Annotated in this window: 15 protein-coding genes and 1 tRNA gene; 1 reads left to right on the top strand and 15 read right to left on the bottom strand. The window is 42.0% G+C overall.

Annotated features, from left to right (window positions below):
* Nucleotides 1-452 precede the first annotated feature (452 nt).
* The 14 genes from M5F03_RS00160 to lldP all read right to left on the bottom strand — a co-directional run bounded on the left by M5F03_RS00160 (nucleotide 453) and on the right by lldP (nucleotide 19,012).
* Entirely contained in the window at nucleotides 453-1,727 is a 1,275-nt protein-coding gene (locus tag M5F03_RS00160) for a Glu/Leu/Phe/Val family dehydrogenase (RefSeq protein WP_249705785.1), read from the bottom strand.
* A 21-nt stretch (nucleotides 1,728-1,748) separates the two neighbouring features.
* On the bottom strand, nucleotides 1,749-2,675 hold the full coding sequence (gene hutG / locus M5F03_RS00165) for a formimidoylglutamase (protein ID WP_249705786.1): 927 nt from the start codon (nucleotides 2,673-2,675) through the stop codon (nucleotides 1,749-1,751).
* Between the two features lie 314 nt (nucleotides 2,676-2,989).
* Nucleotides 2,990-4,192 (bottom strand): imidazolonepropionase, encoded by a 1,203-nt coding sequence (gene hutI / locus M5F03_RS00170; RefSeq protein WP_249705787.1) that lies wholly within the window; start codon nucleotides 4,190-4,192, stop codon nucleotides 2,990-2,992.
* Nucleotides 4,193-4,260: 68 nt separating this feature from the next.
* On the bottom strand, nucleotides 4,261-5,682 hold the full coding sequence (gene hutT, locus M5F03_RS00175) for an L-histidine transporter HutT (RefSeq protein ID WP_180121785.1): 1,422 nt from the start codon (nucleotides 5,680-5,682) through the stop codon (nucleotides 4,261-4,263).
* 73 nt (nucleotides 5,683-5,755) lie between these two features.
* Complete coding sequence (gene hutH, locus M5F03_RS00180; RefSeq protein WP_249705788.1) at nucleotides 5,756-7,288, bottom strand: histidine ammonia-lyase; 1,533 nt, start codon at nucleotides 7,286-7,288, stop codon at nucleotides 5,756-5,758.
* Between the two features lie 86 nt (nucleotides 7,289-7,374).
* Nucleotides 7,375-9,048 (bottom strand): urocanate hydratase, encoded by a 1,674-nt coding sequence (hutU, locus tag M5F03_RS00185; RefSeq protein WP_249705789.1) that lies wholly within the window; start codon nucleotides 9,046-9,048, stop codon nucleotides 7,375-7,377.
* 213 nt (nucleotides 9,049-9,261) lie between these two features.
* Nucleotides 9,262-9,876 carry a HutD/Ves family protein gene (locus M5F03_RS00190; RefSeq protein WP_249681379.1) on the bottom strand — a complete coding sequence of 205 codons (615 nt, stop codon included), beginning with the start codon at nucleotides 9,874-9,876 and terminating at the stop codon, nucleotides 9,262-9,264.
* The gene (gene hutC, locus M5F03_RS00195; protein ID WP_249705790.1) at nucleotides 9,873-10,616 is read right to left on the bottom strand and encodes a histidine utilization transcriptional repressor HutC; all 744 of its coding nucleotides are present in this window, start codon (nucleotides 10,614-10,616) and stop codon (nucleotides 9,873-9,875) included. The genes M5F03_RS00190 and hutC overlap by 4 nt, the downstream gene beginning before the upstream one ends.
* Nucleotides 10,617-11,003: 387 nt before the next feature.
* Nucleotides 11,004-11,093: transfer RNA gene (locus tag M5F03_RS00200), tRNA-Ser, on the bottom strand.
* Between the two features lie 87 nt (nucleotides 11,094-11,180).
* Nucleotides 11,181-13,217: an NADPH-dependent 2,4-dienoyl-CoA reductase gene (locus tag M5F03_RS00205; protein ID WP_249705791.1), complete on the bottom strand. Its 2,037-nt coding sequence runs from the start codon at nucleotides 13,215-13,217 to the stop codon at nucleotides 11,181-11,183.
* Nucleotides 13,218-13,398: 181 nt separating this feature from the next.
* Nucleotides 13,399-15,090, bottom strand: coding sequence for a D-lactate dehydrogenase (gene dld / locus M5F03_RS00210; RefSeq protein ID WP_249706025.1), 1,692 nt, complete (start codon nucleotides 15,088-15,090; stop codon nucleotides 13,399-13,401).
* A 321-nt stretch (nucleotides 15,091-15,411) separates the two neighbouring features.
* Nucleotides 15,412-16,566: an FMN-dependent L-lactate dehydrogenase LldD gene (lldD, locus tag M5F03_RS00215; RefSeq protein ID WP_078192909.1), complete on the bottom strand. Its 1,155-nt coding sequence runs from the start codon at nucleotides 16,564-16,566 to the stop codon at nucleotides 15,412-15,414.
* Nucleotides 16,567-16,568: 2 nt separating this feature from the next.
* Nucleotides 16,569-17,312: a transcriptional regulator LldR gene (lldR, locus tag M5F03_RS00220; protein WP_078189144.1), complete on the bottom strand. Its 744-nt coding sequence runs from the start codon at nucleotides 17,310-17,312 to the stop codon at nucleotides 16,569-16,571.
* Nucleotides 17,313-17,344: 32 nt separating this feature from the next.
* Nucleotides 17,345-19,012, bottom strand: coding sequence for an L-lactate permease (gene lldP, locus M5F03_RS00225; RefSeq protein WP_180133650.1), 1,668 nt, complete (start codon nucleotides 19,010-19,012; stop codon nucleotides 17,345-17,347).
* Nucleotides 19,013-19,630: 618 nt separating this feature from the next.
* On the opposite strand from lldP, the gene argG reads away from it, so the two are divergent.
* Nucleotides 19,631-20,974 carry an argininosuccinate synthase gene (gene argG / locus M5F03_RS00230; RefSeq protein WP_078192912.1) on the top strand — a complete coding sequence of 448 codons (1,344 nt, stop codon included), beginning with the start codon at nucleotides 19,631-19,633 and terminating at the stop codon, nucleotides 20,972-20,974.
* An 82-nt stretch (nucleotides 20,975-21,056) separates the two neighbouring features.
* Here argG and M5F03_RS00235 read toward each other — a convergent pair whose 3' ends face one another.
* A complete protein-coding gene (locus M5F03_RS00235) occupies nucleotides 21,057-22,313 on the bottom strand; it encodes a GGDEF domain-containing protein (protein WP_249705792.1) in 1,257 nt (418 codons plus the stop codon).
* Between the last annotated feature and the right edge of the window lie 13 nt (nucleotides 22,314-22,326).

The raw sequence follows: 22,326 nt of genomic DNA on the forward strand, positions 1-22,326 counted from the left end.
TTAGATTTCATGGCAATGTAAACTTATTTTACTTTAGTAAATATATATCAATAACATAGGTTGACTATTTAATTATTGTTTGACAAAAACACTATATTTTCACATTTTGAAAGACATTAAAAAGCCCGCATTGCTGCGGGCTCTATGTTGGAAGGCTAGTGCTGATTTATTGTCTGCAATATCTTAAGACTAAAATATTACGAAACTCAACGAGCTGTCATTGATCCGTCCAACTTATTGGTAGCGTCGTTTTATGACCTACCGTGATTTAAATATAGCACTTTCAATTCTCTTGCCAAGCCTTGCTAACACTTCAAAACAATTGATCAAATAAAATACAATTGAATATCTCATCTTATAAGAAAATAATATGTTCTCAATTGGATGTCTTAACTAATATTTATGCAACCATTTGTTTTTAAACATCAATCATTTTAAAAAATGCTAAATGTTTAGCCTGGGAATATTCCTCGCTCTTTACGCGCTTTCAAGATACGTTCACATGCCAAAATATAAGCTGCTGTACGTAAGGTACAGCTATTCTCTATAGCACATGACCATACATCTTCCACCGCTTGAATCATCAATTTATCTAAACGGTCATTAATTTCGGCTTCACTCCAGAAATAGCTCGCCATATCTTGTACCCATTCGAAGTAACTGACTGTCACACCGCCTGCATTACAAATTACATCTGGCACAATCGTAATTTGACGTTCAGTTAAGATATCATCCGCTTCAGGATAGGTCGGTCCGTTTGCTCCTTCCAAAATCATTTTGGCTTTTAAACGCTGTGCGCGTTCTACTGTAATCTGACCTTCTAAAGCTGCAGGAATGATAATGTCCGTCTCAATATCCCAAAATGCTTCATTGTCAATTTTGTCTGCACCGCTAAAGCCTGCAACGCCTTGGGTTTCCTGCACATAAGTGTGTAGAGCATTTAAATCTAGTCCACTTGCGTTATAAATCGTTCCAGTATGATCTTGAATACAGACAATTTTCGCATTCGATAAATAAAATAAATTGGCTGCTTCACTACCGACATTACCAAAACCTTGAATGCTCACTTTGGCATTTTCGATATTCAAACCGATTTTTTCTGCTGCCTGACAGCCTGTAATATACACACCGCGACCTGTAGCCTTTACACGGCCTAAAGATCCACCTAAATGTACAGGCTTACCTGTAACCACGCCAGTAACTGTATAACCTTGACCCGATGAATAGGTATCCATCATCCAGCCCATAACATTTGGATTTGTACCTACATCTGGTGCAGGAATATCCTTTTGCGGCCCAATAATATGTGCAATTTCACTGGTATAACGACGAGTTAAACGCTCTAGCTCACGTGCTGATAGTTTACGCGGATCGACGCGCACCCCCCCCTTTGCACCACCAAAAGGTAAATTTAACACCGCAGTTTTAATGGTCATCCACGCTGAGAGCGCCATCACTTCGTTTAATTCAACTTCTGGATGAAAACGGATACCGCCCTTGCCCGGTCCACGTGAAAGGTTATGCTGTACACGATAGCCTTCAAAGTGCTGAATAGATCCATCATCCATAATAATCGGCACATCGACAATTAAGGCACGTTTGGGGCGTTTTAACGTATCAACATAATCGGCCAGATCTTCACTTAAATAAGGCGCCACGCGGTCTACCTGCGCCAAAAAAGTTTGCCATGCACCGTTGCCGCCATTAGCGTAAGAGAGATTAGACATTATTGTTCCTGTATTTTTAAATTATTGTGGGTTAAATATATAACTGTAGGCAATGAACGCTGCAAGCCTTGCTGTCATTGCATCCTGATCGTATTTTGGATTGCATTCTGCAATGTCCAACAACTTGATTTTTCCACTGCCCTGAATATGCCGCATCAGCTGTTCAAACATTTTTAAATCTATGCCTCTGACCGCCGGCGCACTGACACCCGGCGCAATCGATGCGGCAAAAACATCGAGATCGACCGTGACATATAGCCAATCGACCTCTTGTATAAATTGATCAATTTTAGATAAAACATGTCCCAGCTGAGCTGCTTCAAGCTCATGATCAAAAATACACTGACTGCCTAAACACGCCGCTGTATCAAACAACTTTTTGGTATTGGAATGCTGTGCTGCGCCAATGCAAAGATAGTGAAAAGATTTAGCGTGCTGTTCGCTGAGCTGAGCCGATTGTAAAAACGGTGTGCCAGAAGTTGCATGCACGTCTTCACGTAAATCTAGATGCGCATCAAAATTGATAATGCCGATGTTTTTTTCTGGATGCGTATTTTGTGCATATTGGAAAATGCCGCTAAAACTGCCAAATGCGATCTCATGTCCACCGCCAAACACGATTGGTTTTAAGCCTTGCTGTAAAGACATTTCGACTTGTTCGGCCAAAGCAGCTTGGGCATTTTCCAAGTCACCATTGGCACACACCACTGTACCCAAGTCACGAATTGAAACTTGTGAGTGCACAGGCAAATTTGCCAATTGTTTACGGATTAAATCTGGTGCTTCTGCTGCGCCGATACGTCCACGATTGCGGCGCACGCCTTCATCTGAACTGAAGCCTAAAATCGCAAATTCGGCTGAATCGGATTGATTAACGGTGTGGAAAATACGCCGATGTTCTGCGCCTTCTCCATCCTGCCGCCCTTGCCATTGAAAAGAATGATCCATAATGAATACCGTCTTTAAATCTTCAACGCTTTAAAATAAAAAACTCAGGATTAAAGCGAAGCTCAAGCCTTGGGTTTAAAAATTGAATGACACTAGAGTTCTTTGAAAAAAAATGATCATTAATCAGTATTTAAATTATCAATGAAAATCCCTTCTCCCTTTGGGATGAGGAGTATGCTCCGCAATAGGATGAGGGACTTTAAGCATAAAACAACCTCTCCCTAACCCTCTCCTGAAAGGTGAAGGAACTAACATCATTATTTTTAAAAGTTCTAAAAATCATTTATGAAAGAAGTCTCCTATTCCATTCAAACCTAGATCTGTACCTGCTGGCCTTTATAGATCACTTTTTGATTAAGATCTCCGCCTAGCCAATAGGTAATTTCAGAAGGATGCTGAATATCCCACGCTACAAAATTGGCGAATTTTCCAGCCTCTAAACTGCCATGCATCTTGTGTAAACCAAGCGCTTGCGCAGCATGAATCGTGACTGCCGCCAAAGTTTGTTCTGGCGTCAAACGGAACAAGGTACTGCCCATATTCATCATTAAACGTAGTGACAAAACAGGAGAAGTTCCTGGATTCAGATCTGTCGAAATCGCAATTTTCACCCCATGTGCGATTAAGCTTTCTATGGGCGGAAATTGTGTTTCTCTAAGCAAATAAAATGCGCCCGGTAACAGCACGGCAACAGTGTCTGAGGCCGCCATAGCTTTCACATCATCTTCAGTCATATATTCCAAATGATCTGCAGATAACGCGTGATACGTAGCCGCTAAACTCGAGCCGCCTAAGGCAGACAACTGTTCAGCATGCAATTTAACGGGGAGATTCAATGCTTGTGCGGTTTGAAAAACACGTTCGACTTGTTGGGGGCTAAAAGCCAAATGTTCACAAAAAGCATCCACCGCATCAACTAAGTTTTCAGCATGCAGCTGCGGCAACATTTCACTGCAGATGTAATCAATATAGTCATCGCTGGCATTTTTAAATTCTGGCGGTAAAGCATGTGCAGCCAAACAGGTGCTTCGTACCGTCATTGGTAAAGCTTCCCCTAACTGACGAATCACTTTCAGCATTTTGCGCTCATTGGCTAAATCCAGCCCATAGCCCGATTTAATTTCAATCGCGGTGACGCCTTCACGCTGCAAGTTTTGAATCCGCTTATAAGCAGATCGATACAGTTCAGCTTCTGTCGCCTCGCGTGTTGCGCGCACCGTACTGGCAATACCGCCGCCATTTTTCGCAATTTCAGCATAGCTCACACCTTGCAAACGCTGCTCAAATTCAACACTGCGGTTGCCACCAAATACGCTATGGGTATGACAATCGATGAGTCCGGGAGTCACCCAAGCACCTTTCAGATCAATGCGTTCTACAAATTCTTCATTTGGAATTTCACTGTGCTTGCCAATCCAGTGGATCAGTTCACCTTCTGTAACGATTGCTGCATCTTCAATACTGCTGTATTGACCATTCTGCATTGTCGCAATATGACAATTCAACCAAAGCTTCATTGTTGTATTTCCTGTTCCGCCGCAGCATTTGCCTTGACGGAAACATGTATAAATTAAGAAGTGTTATATTAAGAGTTGGATTCAAATTGCTGTGCAGTAGAATTCGCCTGATTCAAGTTCATTTTTGGACGTACTTTGACAATGTAGGCAATCCATAGAATCACTAGCCAAGCTGCACCTACATAGATTGCAGGTCGAGAGTCTGGGAAATACGCAATGATGCCTAATACAAACAACATGAAGACCACTGCAAATGCAGGCGCATATGGCCAGCCCACAATAGGGAAATCTAAAGCTTTAATTTCTGCTGTAGATAATTTGCGGCGCATACCCATTTGTGACAGCAGAATCATTAGCCACACCCATACCGTCGCAAAAGTCGCAATTGAAGCAATAATCATGAATACATTTTTAGGAATCAGGTAGTTCAATACGACACCGACTAGAAGTACGCCGGCCATCACCACAACTGTCATCCACGGCACACCATTTTTAGACAGCTTGGTAAATACTTTCGGCGCTTGTCCGTCTTGCGCCATGCCGTACAACATACGTCCCGCACCAAATACATCACTGTTAATGGCCGACACTGCTGCTGAAATCACCACAATATTTAAAATCGTAGCAGCAGACCCAATCCCTAGATTTTCAAAGATTTGTACAAATGGGCTGCCCTGCGTACCAATTTGGTTCCAAGGGAAAATCGCCATGAGCACAAAAATAGTCAGTACATAGAATAATAGAATTCGTACAGGAACAGCATTAATCGCTTTTGGAATAGATTTTTTCGGTTCTGCTGTTTCGCCAGCAGTAATACCAATAATTTCAATACCGCCAAATGCAAACACCACTACAGATAAGCAGGCAATCAAGCCGCCAATGCCATTTGGCATAAATCCGTCATGAATCCATAGGTTTTGTAAGCCCGAAACTGCTGCACCATGATCTGAATGGAAGCCATAAAGCATCAGACCGAAACCTCCAATAATCATGGCAATAATGGCGGTGACCTTGATAATCGATAACCAAAACTCTAACTCACCAAAGACTTTGACATGAATTAAGTTAATTGCACCTAAGAACATAATCAGCGAGAGAATCCAGATCCATCTCGGTACATCGGGATACCAGAAGCCCATGTAGATACCGAACGCCGTGACATCAGCCAAGGCCACGATAATCATTTCAAAAACGTAGGTCCAACCCGTGGTAAAACCTGCAAACGGACTGATGTATTTACTTGCATAATGGCTAAATGATCCTGAAACAGGATTGTGTACAGACATTTCACCTAAAGCGCGCATCACGATATAAATTGCGATACCCGCAACAATATAAGCAATCAGTACTGATGGCCCTGCCATTTGTATGGCACTTGCCGAACCGTAAAATAGTCCTGTGCCAATCGCGGAACCTAAAGCTAAAAATCGGATATGGCGGGTATTGAGTCCCCGCTGTAAGGTAGAACCCTGTGATGCTTCTTGTGACATTTTGATCTCCAATCCATGAGGAAATTTTTATTTGATCGGGCCGCATCATGCGACCCTATTCTCAATCACAAACTTATTTTAGGCTTGGCAATAAACCATCAATGATCAATTCATTTAAGCAGCCGCTTGCCAATAATTCGCTCGCCTGTTCAATGTCTGGCGCGAAGAAACGGTCTTCACTGTAGTACGGCACTTGGTCACGTAGTGCTTTACGCGCGCGTTCCAATTTAACCGAGCTTTTTAAGCCTTTACGGAAGTCTAAACCTTGACATGCGCCCAGCCATTCAATGGCTAAAATACCACGCACATTGTCCGCCATAGACCATAAACGCTTGCCCGCATTTGGTGCCATAGATACATGGTCTTCTTGGTTTGCAGAAGTTGGCAGGCTGTCTACACTGGCTGGATGCGCCAATGCTTTGTTATCACTTGCTAAAGCAGCAGCAGTCACCTGTGCAATCATAAAGCCAGAGTTCACACCGCCATTTTCCACCAAGAATGGTGGAAGCTGTGACATGTGGCGGTCCATCATCATCGAAATACGGCGCTCAGACAGTGAACCTACTTCTGCAATAGCCAAGGCTAAATTGTCTGCTGCCATTGCTACAGGTTCAGCATGGAAGTTACCGCCAGAAATCACATCGCCTTCTTTGGCAAAAACGAGTGGATTGTCAGATACCGCATTGGCTTCTATTTCAAGCACCTCTGCCGCTTGGCGGATTTGAGTTAAGCATGCACCCATCACCTGTGGCTGACAGCGCAGCGAATACGGATCTTGTACCTTTTCACAATCTTCATGCGAATGACCAATTTCACTTTCGTCAGTCAATAGATCACGATATGCAGCAGCTACATCAATTTGACCGCGCTGCCCTCGTACTTCATGTACACGTGCATCAAATGGTGAACGTGAACCAAGCATTGCTTCTATACTTAAACCGCCGCATACAGTTGCAGCTGCAAATAAATCTTCTGCTTCAAATAAACCGCGCAGCGCATAGGCTGTAGACACTTGTGTACCATTGAGCAGTGCCAAGCCTTCTTTTGCTGCCAATGCAATCGGCTCTAGACCTGCGATTTTCAAAGCTTCAACAGCTGAAATCCACTCGCCTTTATAACGCGCTTTGCTTTCACCTAGTAAAACCAATGACATATGTGCAAGCGGTGCTAAATCACCTGAAGCTCCTACAGAACCTTTTAAAGGAATATGCGGATAAACTTCAGCATTAATAAGTGCCAAAAGCGCTTCAATGACTTTTAAACGAATACCTGAAAAACCGCGCGCCAAACTGTTGGCTTTGAGCAGCATAATCAAACGCACCATTGAATCATCGAGCGCTTCGCCTACACCTGCGGCATGCGATAAAACCAATGAACGCTGTAATTGCTCTAAATCTTCTTGCGCAATTTTAGTTGAGGCCAATAAACCAAAACCTGTATTAATGCCGTAAGCCGTGCGGCCTTCACGAATAATTTGCTCAACACAATCGACACTGGCTTGAATGGCTGGAATGGCCTGCTGATCTAGCTTAACTTTGATCGGCTTTAAAAATGCTTCACGTAATTCTGCTAAATTAAGTTTGCCTGGTTGAATTAAAAGTTCCATGTGTACAGCCCTGTTTCCTATTTTTTATGCGCTGCTGACTCATCAGGAGAGAGTTGAGATGAATCAGCAGTTGTCCTTTTTACGGCTTAGCCAGTAATCATCGGCAGATTTAAGCCCTGTTCTTTTGCACAGTCAATTGCTATATCATATCCAGCATCTGCATGGCGCATTACACCTGTCGCAGGGTCATTGGTCAGTACTCTCGCAATACGTTCTGCTGCTTCGTCTGTACCATCACACACAATTACCACACCTGAATGCTGTGAAAAGCCCATGCCTACGCCGCCGCCATGATGCAATGATACCCAAGTTGCACCGCCGGCTGTATTGAGCAAAGCATTCAGTAATGGCCAATCTGATACTGCATCTGATCCATCTTGCATCGATTCAGTTTCACGGTTTGGACTAGACACAGACCCCGAGTCTAAGTGGTCACGGCCAATCACCACGGGTGCAGATAGTTCGCCTGTACGTACCATTTCATTAAATGCCAAGCCAAGTTTTGCACGCAGGCCTAGACCTACCCAGCAAATACGCGCTGGCAAACCTTGGAATGCGATTCGTTCACGCGCCATATCTAACCAATGATGCAAATGCTCATCATCTGGAATCAGCTCTTTCACTTTTGCATCAGTTTTGTAGATGTCTTCTGGGTCACCAGAAAGCGCAGCCCAACGGAAAGGACCAATACCGCGGCAGAATAATGGACGAATATAAGCAGGTACAAAACCAGGGAAATCGAATGCGTTTTCTACGCCTTCTTCTTGCGCCATTTGACGGATATTGTTGCCATAGTCAAAGGTTGGAACGCCCATTTTTTGGAAGTCCAGCATCGCTTGAACATGAACAGCCATAGATTGCTTCGCGGCTTTTACCACTGCATCTGGTTCAGTTTGCGCGCGTTCACGGTATTCTTCCCATGTCCAGCCAATTGGCAGGTAACCATTTAATGGGTCATGCGCACTGGTTTGATCCGTCACCATGTCTGGATGTACACCGCGGCGTACCAGCTCAGGTAAAATTTCTGCAGCATTGCCATGCAACGCAATTGAAATGGCTTTCCCTTCTTTGGTATAGCGCTCAATACGTGCTAAAGCGTCGGCTAAATCGGTTGCTTGCTCATCTACATAACGGGTACGTAAACGGAAATCGATGCTGGCTTGCTGGCATTCAATGTTTAAAGAACACGCGCCTGCCAAAGTTGCAGCCAATGGCTGTGCACCGCCCATACCGCCTAAACCTGCTGTTAATACCCAACGTCCTGTTAAGTCACCGTTGTAATGCTGACGGCCTGCTTCCACAAAAGTTTCATAAGTACCTTGCACAATGCCTTGGCTGCCAATATAAATCCATGAGCCTGCTGTCATTTGACCATACATCGCCAAACCTTTGGCATCCATTTCATTAAAATGCTTCCAGTTTGCCCAATGTGGTACAAGGTTTGAGTTTGCAATTAATACACGCGGTGCATTTTTATGGGTTTTGAACACCCCTACTGGCTTACCAGACTGAACTAGCAAAGTTTCGTGGTCTTCTAAATCTTTTAAAGTTTCAACAATTTTGTCATAGCATTCCCAGTTACGCGCTGCACGGCCAATCCCGCCATACACCACCAATTCTTTTGGGTTCTCTGCGACATCTGGATCCAAATTATTCATCAACATGCGTAGCGGCGCTTCTGTTAACCAGCTTTTTGCATTTAACGTTGTACCGCGAGGGGCGCGAATTTCTACATCACGAAATTTTGTAGTTGTTGTCACCGTTGGACTCCTTCCATTCAACAATCTGTTTTTTCTAATGACATCCCTTCAGCACTAATACAAACATGTGCTTACTTGTATATACATGTACATATAATATGCATGTCTACCGATCTTTGAAAAGACCTCACTATTGAAAAAAGTGAAATTAATATATAAACGAATGTTTTAATTGATTTTAAAGTTTGATGACTTTAGTTGTAGTATGAAAATTTATGCGATATATTTGGCATTTTTAAAGACGTCAACTGAATAAAATAGCTCAATGAAACAGCAATCCTTCGCTGTATCTTGTGGTAATTCGATCTTTAATGTTTCATCTTGATTGGCAATTTTTAGACATTCAAATGCTGCCAAATGATACATTTTTTCATGAATGGAAATCTGTAACTGATCTGCCATATTAAAGATCAGGATGTCTTGTGCTGCAGATAAAACCGTCTGTTTTTCACACCCTGCCATCCTCTGCATACGTGGCCTTACTTTTTGTGCATTGTAAATCAGGTTCAAGTCACGAATGGGCCCATCGATTAATTGGCAAAATACTGCTAACTCGCCATCAAAGGAAAATAAGTCACGTGCGCAAACATCGACATGTGATTGCTTGGCAATTTGCAGCCGCATTCCAGCACCAGATAGCGTAGAAATAATGCGCTTTTTCCCTTCAAAATAAGAAAAATCACCATCATTTTCCACATCCGCCATAGACACACGCCAATCAAAATCACCTTTAGCTAAGCTAGATTGACGTGCAATTTCAAAGGTAGAACCTAGACCATTTTTCCATGGCATTTTTTGATAATCATGCAGCTTCAATACTTGAATCATTGCACGAATTTTCCTTCCAAATAATAACGGCTGCCCGGATATGTTAAGCGTGCACTAGAAATTAATTGTTTATTTGACCACGTACGGCGACGTATAAGCAGACACGGCTCTTGTTTGGTAATTTTCAGCCATTTGCATTCCTGCGCATTGGCTAAAACGGCTTCTACTATGTGTTCACCTTCATTGACCGGTGCCTGCGCCATTAAATAGGCATTGGGGGTAAGCTTGCTAAAGTCCTGCTGTAAATAGTCAGGGATTAATGCTGCATTCACCAAACGGTCTTCAATTTGTACAGGTACTTCATTTTCATAATGAATAATGATGGAATGAAAAAGTGTCTCGCCTTCTTTGGTTTGCATAAACAAGGCTTGCTGCACATCCGCCTGTACTTTTTCTAGTTTTAGAACTTCAGCGCGATGAATATGGTTCCGTGCCACAATTTCATCTGCAATATTATGAATTTGAAATAAGGCCGAATGACCTTGGCCTTCTGCGACAAATGAACCCACACCTTGTACGCGTACCAAAACTTTATCAGTAGTCAACTCACGTAAGGCACGATTGACCGTCATACGGCTACAATTGAGTAATTTGACCAATTCGCTTTCAGAGGGAATTTTGTCATTTACTTTCCATTCACCGCTATAAATTTTGCTTTGAATGTACTGCTTCACCTGAGCATAAAGCGGTGATGGCGCTTCTATCCCTTTTGTTTCTTCTAAAACTGAATTTGATAACATCTGCTTCTCTTCAATCACAATCTTTATTTATCTTTAGATCAACAATCTTGCAAAAGTAGATCTAATATGATTTCTAAGATAACTACATTAAAACATTAGAATAAAGAGCAGTATAAGCCAAAATCAACTTGTATATACAAGTATTTTAATTCATCTTTAAAATAAAGAAATTGACCTTGAATCTAACTCATCTTTTATAAACTTAACTAAAGTCATTTCATCTTAATTATTTTTTATCGCCTGCCCAGTTTTACCCCAAATATTCCTATATCGAGTTTTTACAGCTCCCTTTATATTCTTTGACAACTTTTGTATATAAATTGCTTTTATTCAAAAAATTTTCACAAAAAAAAAGCCTCTGTATCACTACAGAGGCTTTTTTGAATATGGCGGAAGCGGTGAGATTCGAACTCACGGAGGACTCGCGCCCTCGTCGGTTTTCAAGACCGGTGCATTAAACCGCTCTGCCACGCTTCCATGTGCGCCATAATACGGAGGTTTTATTCATCTGACAAGTAAAAATTACAACTAAACCATTCAAATGAATATTGTTTCGCCAAATCCTTAAAGTTTAGCCGCAAGCTCCGCACCTTCACGTATTGCGCGTTTCGCATCTAACTCTGCTGCTAGTTTTGCACCACCAATAATATGGTAATTGGCAAGGGTTTTCTCACCCTGTTCTGGCATCAAATGCTTCACCGATTCCTGACCAGCACAGACAACAATCGTATCTACACGTAATAATTGATCATGCCCTTCATATTCAACCCAAAGACCTTCATCAGTAATGGCTTTGTATTGAACACCACGCAGCATACGAACCGCATTTTTCTTTAATTGTGCACGATGTACCCAGCCTGATGTTTTACCTAACCCAGCACCAATTGCAGTTGTTTTACGTTGTAATAAGTAGATTTCACGAACAGGAGGTTCGATCTCAGCAGCCTGCATACCGCCTTCTGTTACATAGTTCGGATTTGGATCAACACCCCACTCCCGCTGCCAATCCGCTAAAGGCATTGGTTGTGGCTGATGTGGTGGTTTGAGTAAAAATTCAGATACATCAAAGCCAATGCCGCCTGCACCAATCACAGCAACTTTATTGCCCACAGCTGCGCCTTTCAGCACTTCTGCATAAGACAAGACATTCGGTGCATCACTACCTTCAATTTTTAAGCTGCGAGGAACCACACCTGTTGCAATAACAACTTCCTCAAACCCTTCACGTTCAAGCTGTTCACGGTTTACACGCGTATTTAAACGCAAATCCACACCCGTTTTTTCGATTTGAACTTTAAAGTAGCGAATCGTTTCATGAAATTCTTCTTTGCCGGGAATGACTTTTGCCAAATTAAATTGACCACCCACCTCTGCACCAGCTTCAAATAATGTCACCGCATGGCCTCGGCTTGCTGCAACCGTTGCAGCAGACATGCCTGCCACACCACCACCGATGACTGCAATGCGCTTCGGTTTTTTGGTCTTTAAATAAACCAATTCAGTTTCATATGCCGCTCGTGGGTTGACCAAACACGTCGCACGCTGATTTTTAAAAGTATGATCTAAACAGGCTTGGTTACAGGCAATACAGGTATTAATTTCATCGACACGGTTGGTCGCAGTTTTATTTACCCAAAACGGATCTGCCAAGAATGGACGTGCCATTTGCACCATATCTGCCTTGCCTGAAGCTAAAATTTCTTCAGCTGTATCTGGCATATTGATACGGTTGGACGCAATGACAGGGATCGCAACATGTTTTTTGACTTCAGCGGTATAGTCCACAAACGCTGCGCGAGGCACTGAGGTTACAATTGTCGGAATACGTGCTTCATGCCAACCAATCCCCGTGTTCAATAACGTCACACCTGCAGCTTCCAATGCTTTAGCAACAGTAATGACTTCTGCCATGGTGTTCCCATCATGAACCAAATCAAGCAATGACAAACGGAAGCAGATAATAAATTTCTCACCCACTTCAGCACGTATTGATTTCACAATATCAACCGCAAGGCGCATACGATTTTCAATTTCACCGCCCCAACGGTCTGTCCGTTGGTTGACATGACGACTTAAAAACTGATTCAGCAAGTAGCCTTCTGAACCCATGATTTCAACACCATCATAGCCGGCCTTATGTGCAAGGCTTGCCGTTTTGACATAATCATCAATGGTTGAAAGAATTTGTTTGTCCGTTAATTGACGTGGTTTAAAAGGTGAAATCGGAGATTTAATCGGACTTGCTGACACTGCAAAAGGCTGATAGCCATAACGCCCAGCATGCAAGATTTGCATTAAAATTTTGGCACCATGTTTATGTACTGCATGGGTAACCAAGCGATGTGGAGCAATATCACCTAAAGTATTCATGGTACCGCCAGCAGGTAACAGCCAACCTTGACGGTTTGGCGAAATACCGCCTGTAATAATCAGACCGACACCACCTTTCGCACGCTCACCAAAATAAGCCGCAAGCTTAGGATAATTATAAAAACGATCTTCCAGCCCACTATGCATGGACCCCATCACGACACGGTTTTTAATCGTGGTAAAACCCAAATGTAAAGGCTTTAAAATATTTGCATAGCTAGTCGTTGTCATGCTGAATCCTTATTTTGGCTTTGCAACTTGTTGCATAACACTTTAGCGGTTTTTTTATATTTTGGGATGACAATTTAGAAAATATTCTTCGCCTTTATGGTCAATACCTCCGGATATATTAATCCTTTAACCATAAAAAAAGCCGTGAACTTTCATATCACGGCATGTTGTTTTTAAAGCATTATTTCCAGTTTTTCAGCTTGCTGGTTTGTCCAATCCCCACATTAAAGCTATTAGTCGGATCCAGCTTTTGATAATGATTTTTTAATGCAGGCTTCGCCACATACAAATGTCCAACATTGTGTTCCGCAGGATATTCAGCGCCACGATCATCGAGTAAATGCCACATTGCATGTTCCATTGCCAAAGGATCTACACCTTTTTTCACAATATAATCTTGATGAAACACATGGCAGAGAAAATGTCCATAATAGAGTTTATGGATAATTTGCTCATTCATGGCTTTTGGCAAAGTTTCGACCCATTCACGATCATTGCGACGTAATGCAATATCTAAAGCCACTATATCTTCAACTTCTGAACGATGCGTATCACGATATCGAATGGCAGCACCTGCCACAGCAAAACGATGTAAAAATGCCTTGCGACCTTCTTCATCCGTACATTTAAAATAATTGCCTGAGGTTTTATCTAAAAAATACGTTTTCAAATACGCACCAACTTGATCAACATCCTGATTTTCAATACGAATCATCAAATGATGTTCATATAAATCACGAAATTCATTCATACGTTTTGGCAGATGATTCGGCATAAATTTAGTGACAAGTTGTAAAACTTTATCCGACAAACCTCGCAAGCCCAGTTTTTCTAAATAGCCATCGACTTTATCTTTCATGGCAAAAGCAGCAGGAACTTTTGCGGTGCCGAATTTTTCAATAAATACAAAAGAATCTTTACCGTATTCAGCCCCAATATCGTATGCCACGCGATGAATGTACTCACCCGCAATCGGGAGGCGTGCAAGATCTTTTAATAGAAAACGACGAATTTCTGTTAAATCATCTTGCGAATTGGTTCCCACATAAAACACCTGACTAGGAATTTTTTCAAAGGTATCTAAACGTACTGCAAAGACGCAGACCTTACCTGCTGAACCCGATGCTTCAAATAGTCGACTCGGATCTGCATTAAAACGTGCAGGTGTATTTTCATCGACTTGTTTAACGTCATGTGAGTAGCGTTGATCTGATGCACAGCAACTTGAATTATTCACAATGTCATTGATTTGATAATTTTTATTTTCCAGCGCTGTGAGGATTTCTTCAGGCGTATTGCCAAGATTGACACCTAGATGATTGACCAACTCTAACTCACCTGACTCATTCACTTTTGCATACAGTGCAAGCTCTGTATAGGCAGGACCGCGGCGTACCAAAGCACCCCCTGAGTTATTGCATACGCCGCCCAAAACCGATGCCCCAATACACGAAGAACCAATCACCGAATGAGGTTCACGATTATATGGCAGCAAATCTTTTTCAAGTTTGTCTAATGTCGCACCCGGTAGACAAATCACTTGCTTGCCTTCATTAATCACTTGGATGCCAACCAAACGACGAGTACTTATCAGCACCACAGGACGGTCATAGTCATCACCAAAAGGCGTTGAACCACCTGTCAAACCGGTATTGGCGGCTTGCATAATCACAATACAATTTGCATCCACAGCCGCTTGCAACACATGCCATTGCTCAAGTAATGAGCCCGGTGTAACCACAGCCAATACTTTTCCTGCACCATAACGGCGACCTTGGCGGTATAAACGTGTGTCTTTATCTTCAGTTAGAACATGTTGCTTACCGACGATGTTGATAAGGTTTTGAATGGTTTGTGATGATTGAGTTTGCATGCTCGTAGAATTTTCCATTTTCAATTTTTTCTCTCCTCGCTAAAGAGGAATTGCATTGTTGTGCAATGAAAAAATATTGATTTAAATAATTTTAAACAACGTAGGTTTATTTGCACATATCAAAAGTTTTTAGTCATTGTTATTAAAATCTATAATGAATATCCCTTCTCCCTTAGGGATGAATAGCAATGCTACGCAAGAGGGTTAGAAGAATTATTCAATAAATACCTCTCCCTAACCCTCTCCTACAAGGAGAGGGAACTTTCATTTTTTAATTTTTTTTGATGACGAATAACTTTCCCAAGAGATCTATTCAAAAAATCACCCAGCCAACTCTTTCTCTAACTTCACCAAACAATCAGATGTAATATCCGCAATGGTTTTTGCACCAGTTAAGGTCATCGCAACACGCATTTCTTTATCAATCAGTTCTAGAAGATTGGAAACACCCTCACCACCTGCTGCACCGAGTGCATAAACAAATGCGCGACCGAGCATACAGGTATCTGCACCCAAAGCCAGCATACGCACCACATCTAAACCATTTCGAATACCTGAGTCAGCAAGAATTTTAATATCGCCTTTTACTGCATCTGCAATTGGCGGTAATGCACGCGCTGAAGATAAAACACCATCGAGCTGACGACCACCATGGTTTGACACCACGATGCCATCTGCACCAAAACGCACAGCATCTTTGGCATCTTCAGGGTCAAGTATGCCTTTAATGACCATCGGGCCATCCCAAAATTCTCGAATCCACTCAAGGTCTTTCCATGAAATTGATGGGTCAAAGTTATTGCCCAACCAGCCGATATAATCTTCCAAACCTGTTGGTTTGCCCAAGTATTTAGAAATATTCCCTAAGTCATGCGGACGACCTAATAAACCCACATTCCACGCCCAGTGTGGGTGGAAACACGACTGCATATAACGGCGCATGGCAGCATTTGGGCCGCTCATCCCCGAGTGTGCATCACGGTAACGTGCGCCCGGAACAGGCATATCCACGGTAAACACCAGAGTTGAACAGCCTGCTGCTTTGGCACGTTCTAAGGCATTTTTCATAAAGCCACGGTCACGTAGCACATACAACTGAAACCACATGGGACGCTGAATCGCAGGCGCCACTTCTTCAATTGGACATACTGAAACGGTAGACAGCGTAAATGGAATGCCCTTTTTATCTGCGGCAACGGCTGCTTGAACTTCGCCGCGGCGTGCATACATCCCGGTTAAACCCACAGGTGATAAAGCCACTGGCATCGATAAAGTTTCATTAAACAGTTGGGTTTCTAGACTCAGCTGTGACATGTCATTCAGCACACGTTGACGCAACGCTATTTTTGATAAATCTTCTACATTACGCTTTAAGGTATATTCGGCATACGCCCCGCCATCGATGTAATGAAATAAAAATGGCGGTAAACGACGACGTGCCGCTTCACGGTAGTCATTGGCAGAAGAAATAATCATGCTTATATCCTGTTTAATCGACTGGCACGCTGACGTCGAGCTTCTTCTTCATCAATCATACGCACCTGTTGTACTACAAACTCAATGTGTCCACAGACTGCTTTACGTGCAGCTTCAGGATCACGACGTTCAATTGCATTCATGACTTGAAAGTGCTGATCATGCAATTGATCAAATCGGTGTGCTTCGCTATAAACTTTTCGACGACCTAAAACGACATTAAATTGCAACAGATCAAATAGACCACGCATCATCTGAATCAACACTAAATTATGTGAAGCTTCAGCAATTGCTAAATGAAATTTGGCATCTGCACGCGCTGCTTCATCGTCATTGCCTAAAGCCTGAAAATGATTGATCTGATCATAATAATGTCGGATATGTGCCAAGTCCTCTGCTGTAGCACGTTGTGCCGCATACCATGCGGTACCACCTTCTAAAATAATGCGCGCCTCTTGCACATCAAAACGGTAGGCAGGGTCTTCACTAATCAAACTGCTGATGGGCTGCACAATTTGATAACTCGACCAAGTCGCAGGTAATTGCTTTAAAAAAGTCCCCGCACCGACTTTACTGACCAACACGCCCATGCTGGTCAATTGAGAAATCGCTTCGCGTAAAGAGGTGCGTGAGACGCCAAGTTGTTCACACAGTTTCCGTTCAGCAGGCAGACGATCTCCAACTTGCATATTGCTTTCTTCAATCAATACACGAAGACTTTGAACAGTTTTATCAGAGACTTTCATCTGCTTTCCTTAACGTTGTTACACAATGCGTGTTATGGAATCATCCAAGGGAACACATAAGCTTGTAGGGTGATTAAAATCCCCATCATGATTGTGAACGTTATACTGTGTTTTACGGTAAAACGGAATAAATCAGACTCTTTACCTACCAAGCCAACTGCCGCACATGCAATTGCAATTGACTGCGGAGAAATCATTTTTCCAGTCACACCACCACTGGTATTGGCAGCAACGAGTAATACTTCTGGCACACCAATTTGCTGTGCAGTAGTTGCCTGTAATGCAGCAAATAGTGCATTGGCTGACGTATCTGAACCCGTAAGGAAGACACCAAGCCATCCTAAAAATGGCGAGAAGAAGGTAAAGGCTTGGCCTGTATGCGCAAGTGCCAATGCCAATGTTGCCGACATCCCTGAATAGTTGGCGATAAATGCAAAAGCCAAGACCATTCCAATCGAATAAATTGGAATTTTTAATTCATTAATAGTTTCACCAAAGGTCACAATTGCTTCTTTAGGCTTCATTTTTAAGAAAATAATCGTAATGATCGCAGCGATAACAATTGCCGTACCTGTTGCCGAAAACCAATCAAATTTATAGATGGCATCGTAGTCCTTCATTTCAGGTACGACTGGCGGCATCTTTTGAACTAATTGGTGTAAAAATGGCACTTTGATCGAAATAACCATGTCATGCAGCGCGCCATCTTTGGTAAATAAATCCTTAAACGGTTTAATACTCCAGATCGTAACCATCATCGTTAAGATCGCAAATGGCGACCACGCTTTTGCAATTTGACCTAAGCTATATTTTTGCTGTTTTTGTGCAGCAACATCTTCACTCATCGTCGCATCTTGATCTGCAAAGCGAAAAATATGTTTAGGCTGCCAATATTTAAATAAAATCGTTAATGACACTAAAGAGGCAATCGCCGCGGTAATATCTGGTAATTCAGGACCGACAAAGTTCGAGGTTAGGTACTGTGCAATCGCAAAGCTACTCGCGCCAACCACAACTGCAGGCCAAGTTTCCTTCACACCGCGCCAGCCATCCATAATCGCCATAATCCAAAACAGTACAATCGGCACCATAAATGGCAGCTGACGGCCGACCATCTGACTGATTTCCATTGTATCAACACCAGACACTTGCCCAGCAACGATAATTGGAATACCCATCGCACCGAAAGCCACTGGCGCTGTATTTACGATCAGACAAAGACCTGCCGCATATAAAGGCTTAAAGCCTAAACCTACCAATAGTGCTGCGGTAATCGCCACAGGGGCACCAAATCCCGCCGCACCTTCGAGGAAAGTACCGAAAGCAAAGCCAACTAACAGCATCTGTAAACGTTGATCTTCAGTAATCGAAAGAATCGAAGAACGGATGATGTCAAACTGCCCTGTTTTGACAGAGATTTTATACAGGAACACCGCACCAATAATGATCCATGCAATCGGCCATAAACCGTAGAAGAAACCGTAGACCATCGAAGCCAATGCCATAAGCGCAGGCATGTCATAGGCAAATAAAGACACCAAAAGTGCCAGTACAACGGTGATCGTACCTGCCACACTGCCTTTTAAACGAAATACAGCAAGCGCCAAGAAAAAAAAGATAATCGGAATGAGCGCAATTAAACTTGATATCCATATATTCCCCATTGGGTCATATATTTGCTGCCATTGAAGCATTGTCATCTCCTTGAAATGCTTACTAAGATTTAATTATTGAGCAATATCAGCATGTGGTCTTTTTTCATTGGTATGACCAATATAAAAATCAAAGACATAAAAACTCATACTATTGCTGAAATACTCTGCAATTTTTAAATATTTCAACTCAATCATTCAAGCTTTTCTTGTTTTTGGTATGACCAATACTCTATGCGAAAACGTTATTTTCCAGTTTGAATTTTTAACAACAATTTTTTAAATATCTGTTTTATAATTATTATTTATGAATAAATTCTATAAAATATACTTTAGTCTAATAACCAAGCTTTGTTTGACTTCAGTCTCATTTCAGCGAAAAGGATAAAAACCAAATCAACCCAATATTGGTATGACCATTTATTTAAATCAAATAGATTTCTTTATATTTGCATCCTATTTCTTTCAGAAAATGCATTTTCCGCCTGCAAAAACTAGATGAAGTATTCAACAATAGATTTCAACGATCATTTTTTTCCACTTCATCGCTTGTATCTCATGATTTTTTAGAAAAACCGTGCAGAAAAGTGCTACAATCGCGCACATATATGTATTCTTTCAGGCCACCCATTCTCGGTGCCTATATTTATATCGTTAGGATTAACAATGACTGATAATGCAACTATCTTGCAGAATGTCCCAGTTGGCAAAAAAGTTGGTATTGCCTTCTCTGGTGGTCTAGATACTTCAGCTGCGCTTTTGTGGATGAAACAAAAAGGTGCGGAACCTTATGCTTACACAGCAAACTTAGGTCAACCTGATGAAGACGACTACGATGCGATTCCAAAAAAAGCGGAAGCGTATGGCGCAGTTAAAGCTCGCTTAGTTGATTGTCGTTTACAACTTGCTTTAGAAGGTATTGCGGCTATTCAATGTGGCGCTTTCCACATTTCAACTGGTGGTATGCCTTATTTCAACACGACTCCTCTTGGTCGTGCAGTTACAGGTACGATGCTTGTAACCGCGATGAAAGAAGATGACGTAAACATCTGGGGTGACGGTTCGACTTATAAAGGTAACGACATTGAACGTTTCTATCGTTATGGTCTATTGACTAACCCAGCACTTAAAATTTACAAACCGTGGTTAGACCAAACCTTTATTGACGAATTAGGTGGCCGTGCAGAAATGTCACAGTTCCTAATCGACAACGGTTTTGACTACAAAATGTCAAAAGAGAAAGCGTACTCAACTGACTCAAACATGTTAGGTGCGACTCACGAAGCAAAAGATCTTGAATACCTTAATGCGGGTATCAAAATCGTAGACCCAATCATGGGCGTTGCTTTCTGGAAAGATGACGTAGAAGTAAAAGCTGAAGAAGTTTCTGTAACTTTCGAAGAAGGCTTCCCTGTTGCATTAAATGGCAAACGCATCGAAAACCCAGTTGAGTTCATTCTTGAAGCTAACCGTATCGGTGGTCGTCATGGTCTAGGTATGTCTGACCAAATCGAAAACCGTATCATTGAAGCAAAATCTCGTGGTATCTACGAAGCTCCGGGTATGGCACTTCTTCATATTGCTTATGAACGTTTAGTGACTGGTATTCATAACGAAGACACCATCGAACAATACCGTATTAACGGTCTGCGTTTAGGTCGTCTTCTTTACCAAGGTCGTTGGTTCGATTCTCAATCATTAATGCTTCGTGAAACTGCGCAGCGTTGGGTTGCTAAAGCAATCACTGGTACGGTGACTTTAGAACTTCGTCGTGGTAATGACTACACTATTCTAAACACTGAATCTCCTAACCTCACTTATGAAGCTGAGCGTTTAACTATGGAGAAAGGTGACTCTATGTTTAGTCCTGCTGACCGTATCGGTCAATTGACTATGCGTAACCTAGATATCACAGATACTCGCGCTAAATTAGGCATCTACACAAATTCTGGCTTACTTGCAGTAGGTACAGGTTCTGCAGTACCTCAATTAAAAGACAAAAACAAATAAGATTTGTTGAGTCATAAAAAACCGCGCAGGTTGCGCGGTTTTTTATTGCCGATTTCAGAAAATTACACTGACAAATTAAACATTAAGCCACATGCGCTGAACGAATCGACTGATAGTAAATTTGATTCCGGCCTAATTGTTTCGCACGATACAACGCCTGATCGGCAATATTTAACAGTTCATCCTTCGTCATATTTTCAGCACGATATACCGTAATACCCAAACTAATAGTGACGTGATTTGAAACCTGTGATTTAGCATGTGGAATTTCTAAACGATCGATTGCTTTATAAATATTTGACGCTACCGCATAAGCACCATGCGCATCGGTTTCAGGCAATAAAACCACAAATTCTTCACCACCATATCGCGCTACAAAATCCATATGTCGAATGGCATTTTTAATGGTTTTGGCAATGGTTGAAATTACATCATCGCCTTTTTGATGACCGTAAAAATCGTTATAGTTTTTAAAATGATCAACATCGATAAACAGCACAGCAAGCGAGGTGTTATTACGTCGAGATTGCTCATAAAAGGTATCGAGCATTTCATCAAAAGTACGTCGGTTTGAAATCTTGGTTAATTCATCATGCTGACTTAGATGCAAAAGCTCTGTGGTATGAATACGATGGATTTTTTCACTAATATCCGCGCGCAGCATATTCAAAAAAATCATCCGTTCACGTGCACAGAGCATCTTACTGATTGCAAAACCCAATACACAGCTTCCAATCAGTACACGCCCCAACACCATTACATCAAATTTCACTTCTAATGAAAAAAGCATCAACATGGTGACCACAGCAGCCAACAAGCCAGACATTAACATTTGGACTGGTTTCACCCCCGTCAAAATATAGCTCAAGATATAAATCATACAAAGGATCATCATGGCCTGATGTTTAAGTGCTTCGGTATACACAGTCATGGTGAGCCAAGACATTGAAATAACAGCCCAAAACACTACAAACATACTGGCATGTGAAAAATAAGGCTTCAGCCGGTCATAACGGGCAAAGGTATATAAAGCCAAAAGACACAGCGCACCATTGAGCTGACCAACCAAACAACGAATAAAATCATGCACAAAATGCTGTTGATTAATTATCCAGTAATCTCCGGGAATGATCAGCATCGTGAGCACAAAGTAGATCAACACTCCCATCCAGAAAAAATGACGTATGTTGGTTTGCGCACGATCGAGGTTTAAAGTCCAAAATTGTGTTTCCAGTTTTTTAGGAAACATTTCCCCTACACGGCGAGTTTGCCGTGTAATCAGTTCCTCTATTTTTTCTTTATCGTATTGCAACTTTGCAAGGTTATACTTGTATTCCATTTCCAAGCATTTA

Origin of the sequence: Acinetobacter amyesii (assembly GCF_023499985.1) — a bacterium.
Lineage (GTDB): Bacteria > Pseudomonadota > Gammaproteobacteria > Pseudomonadales > Moraxellaceae > Acinetobacter > Acinetobacter amyesii.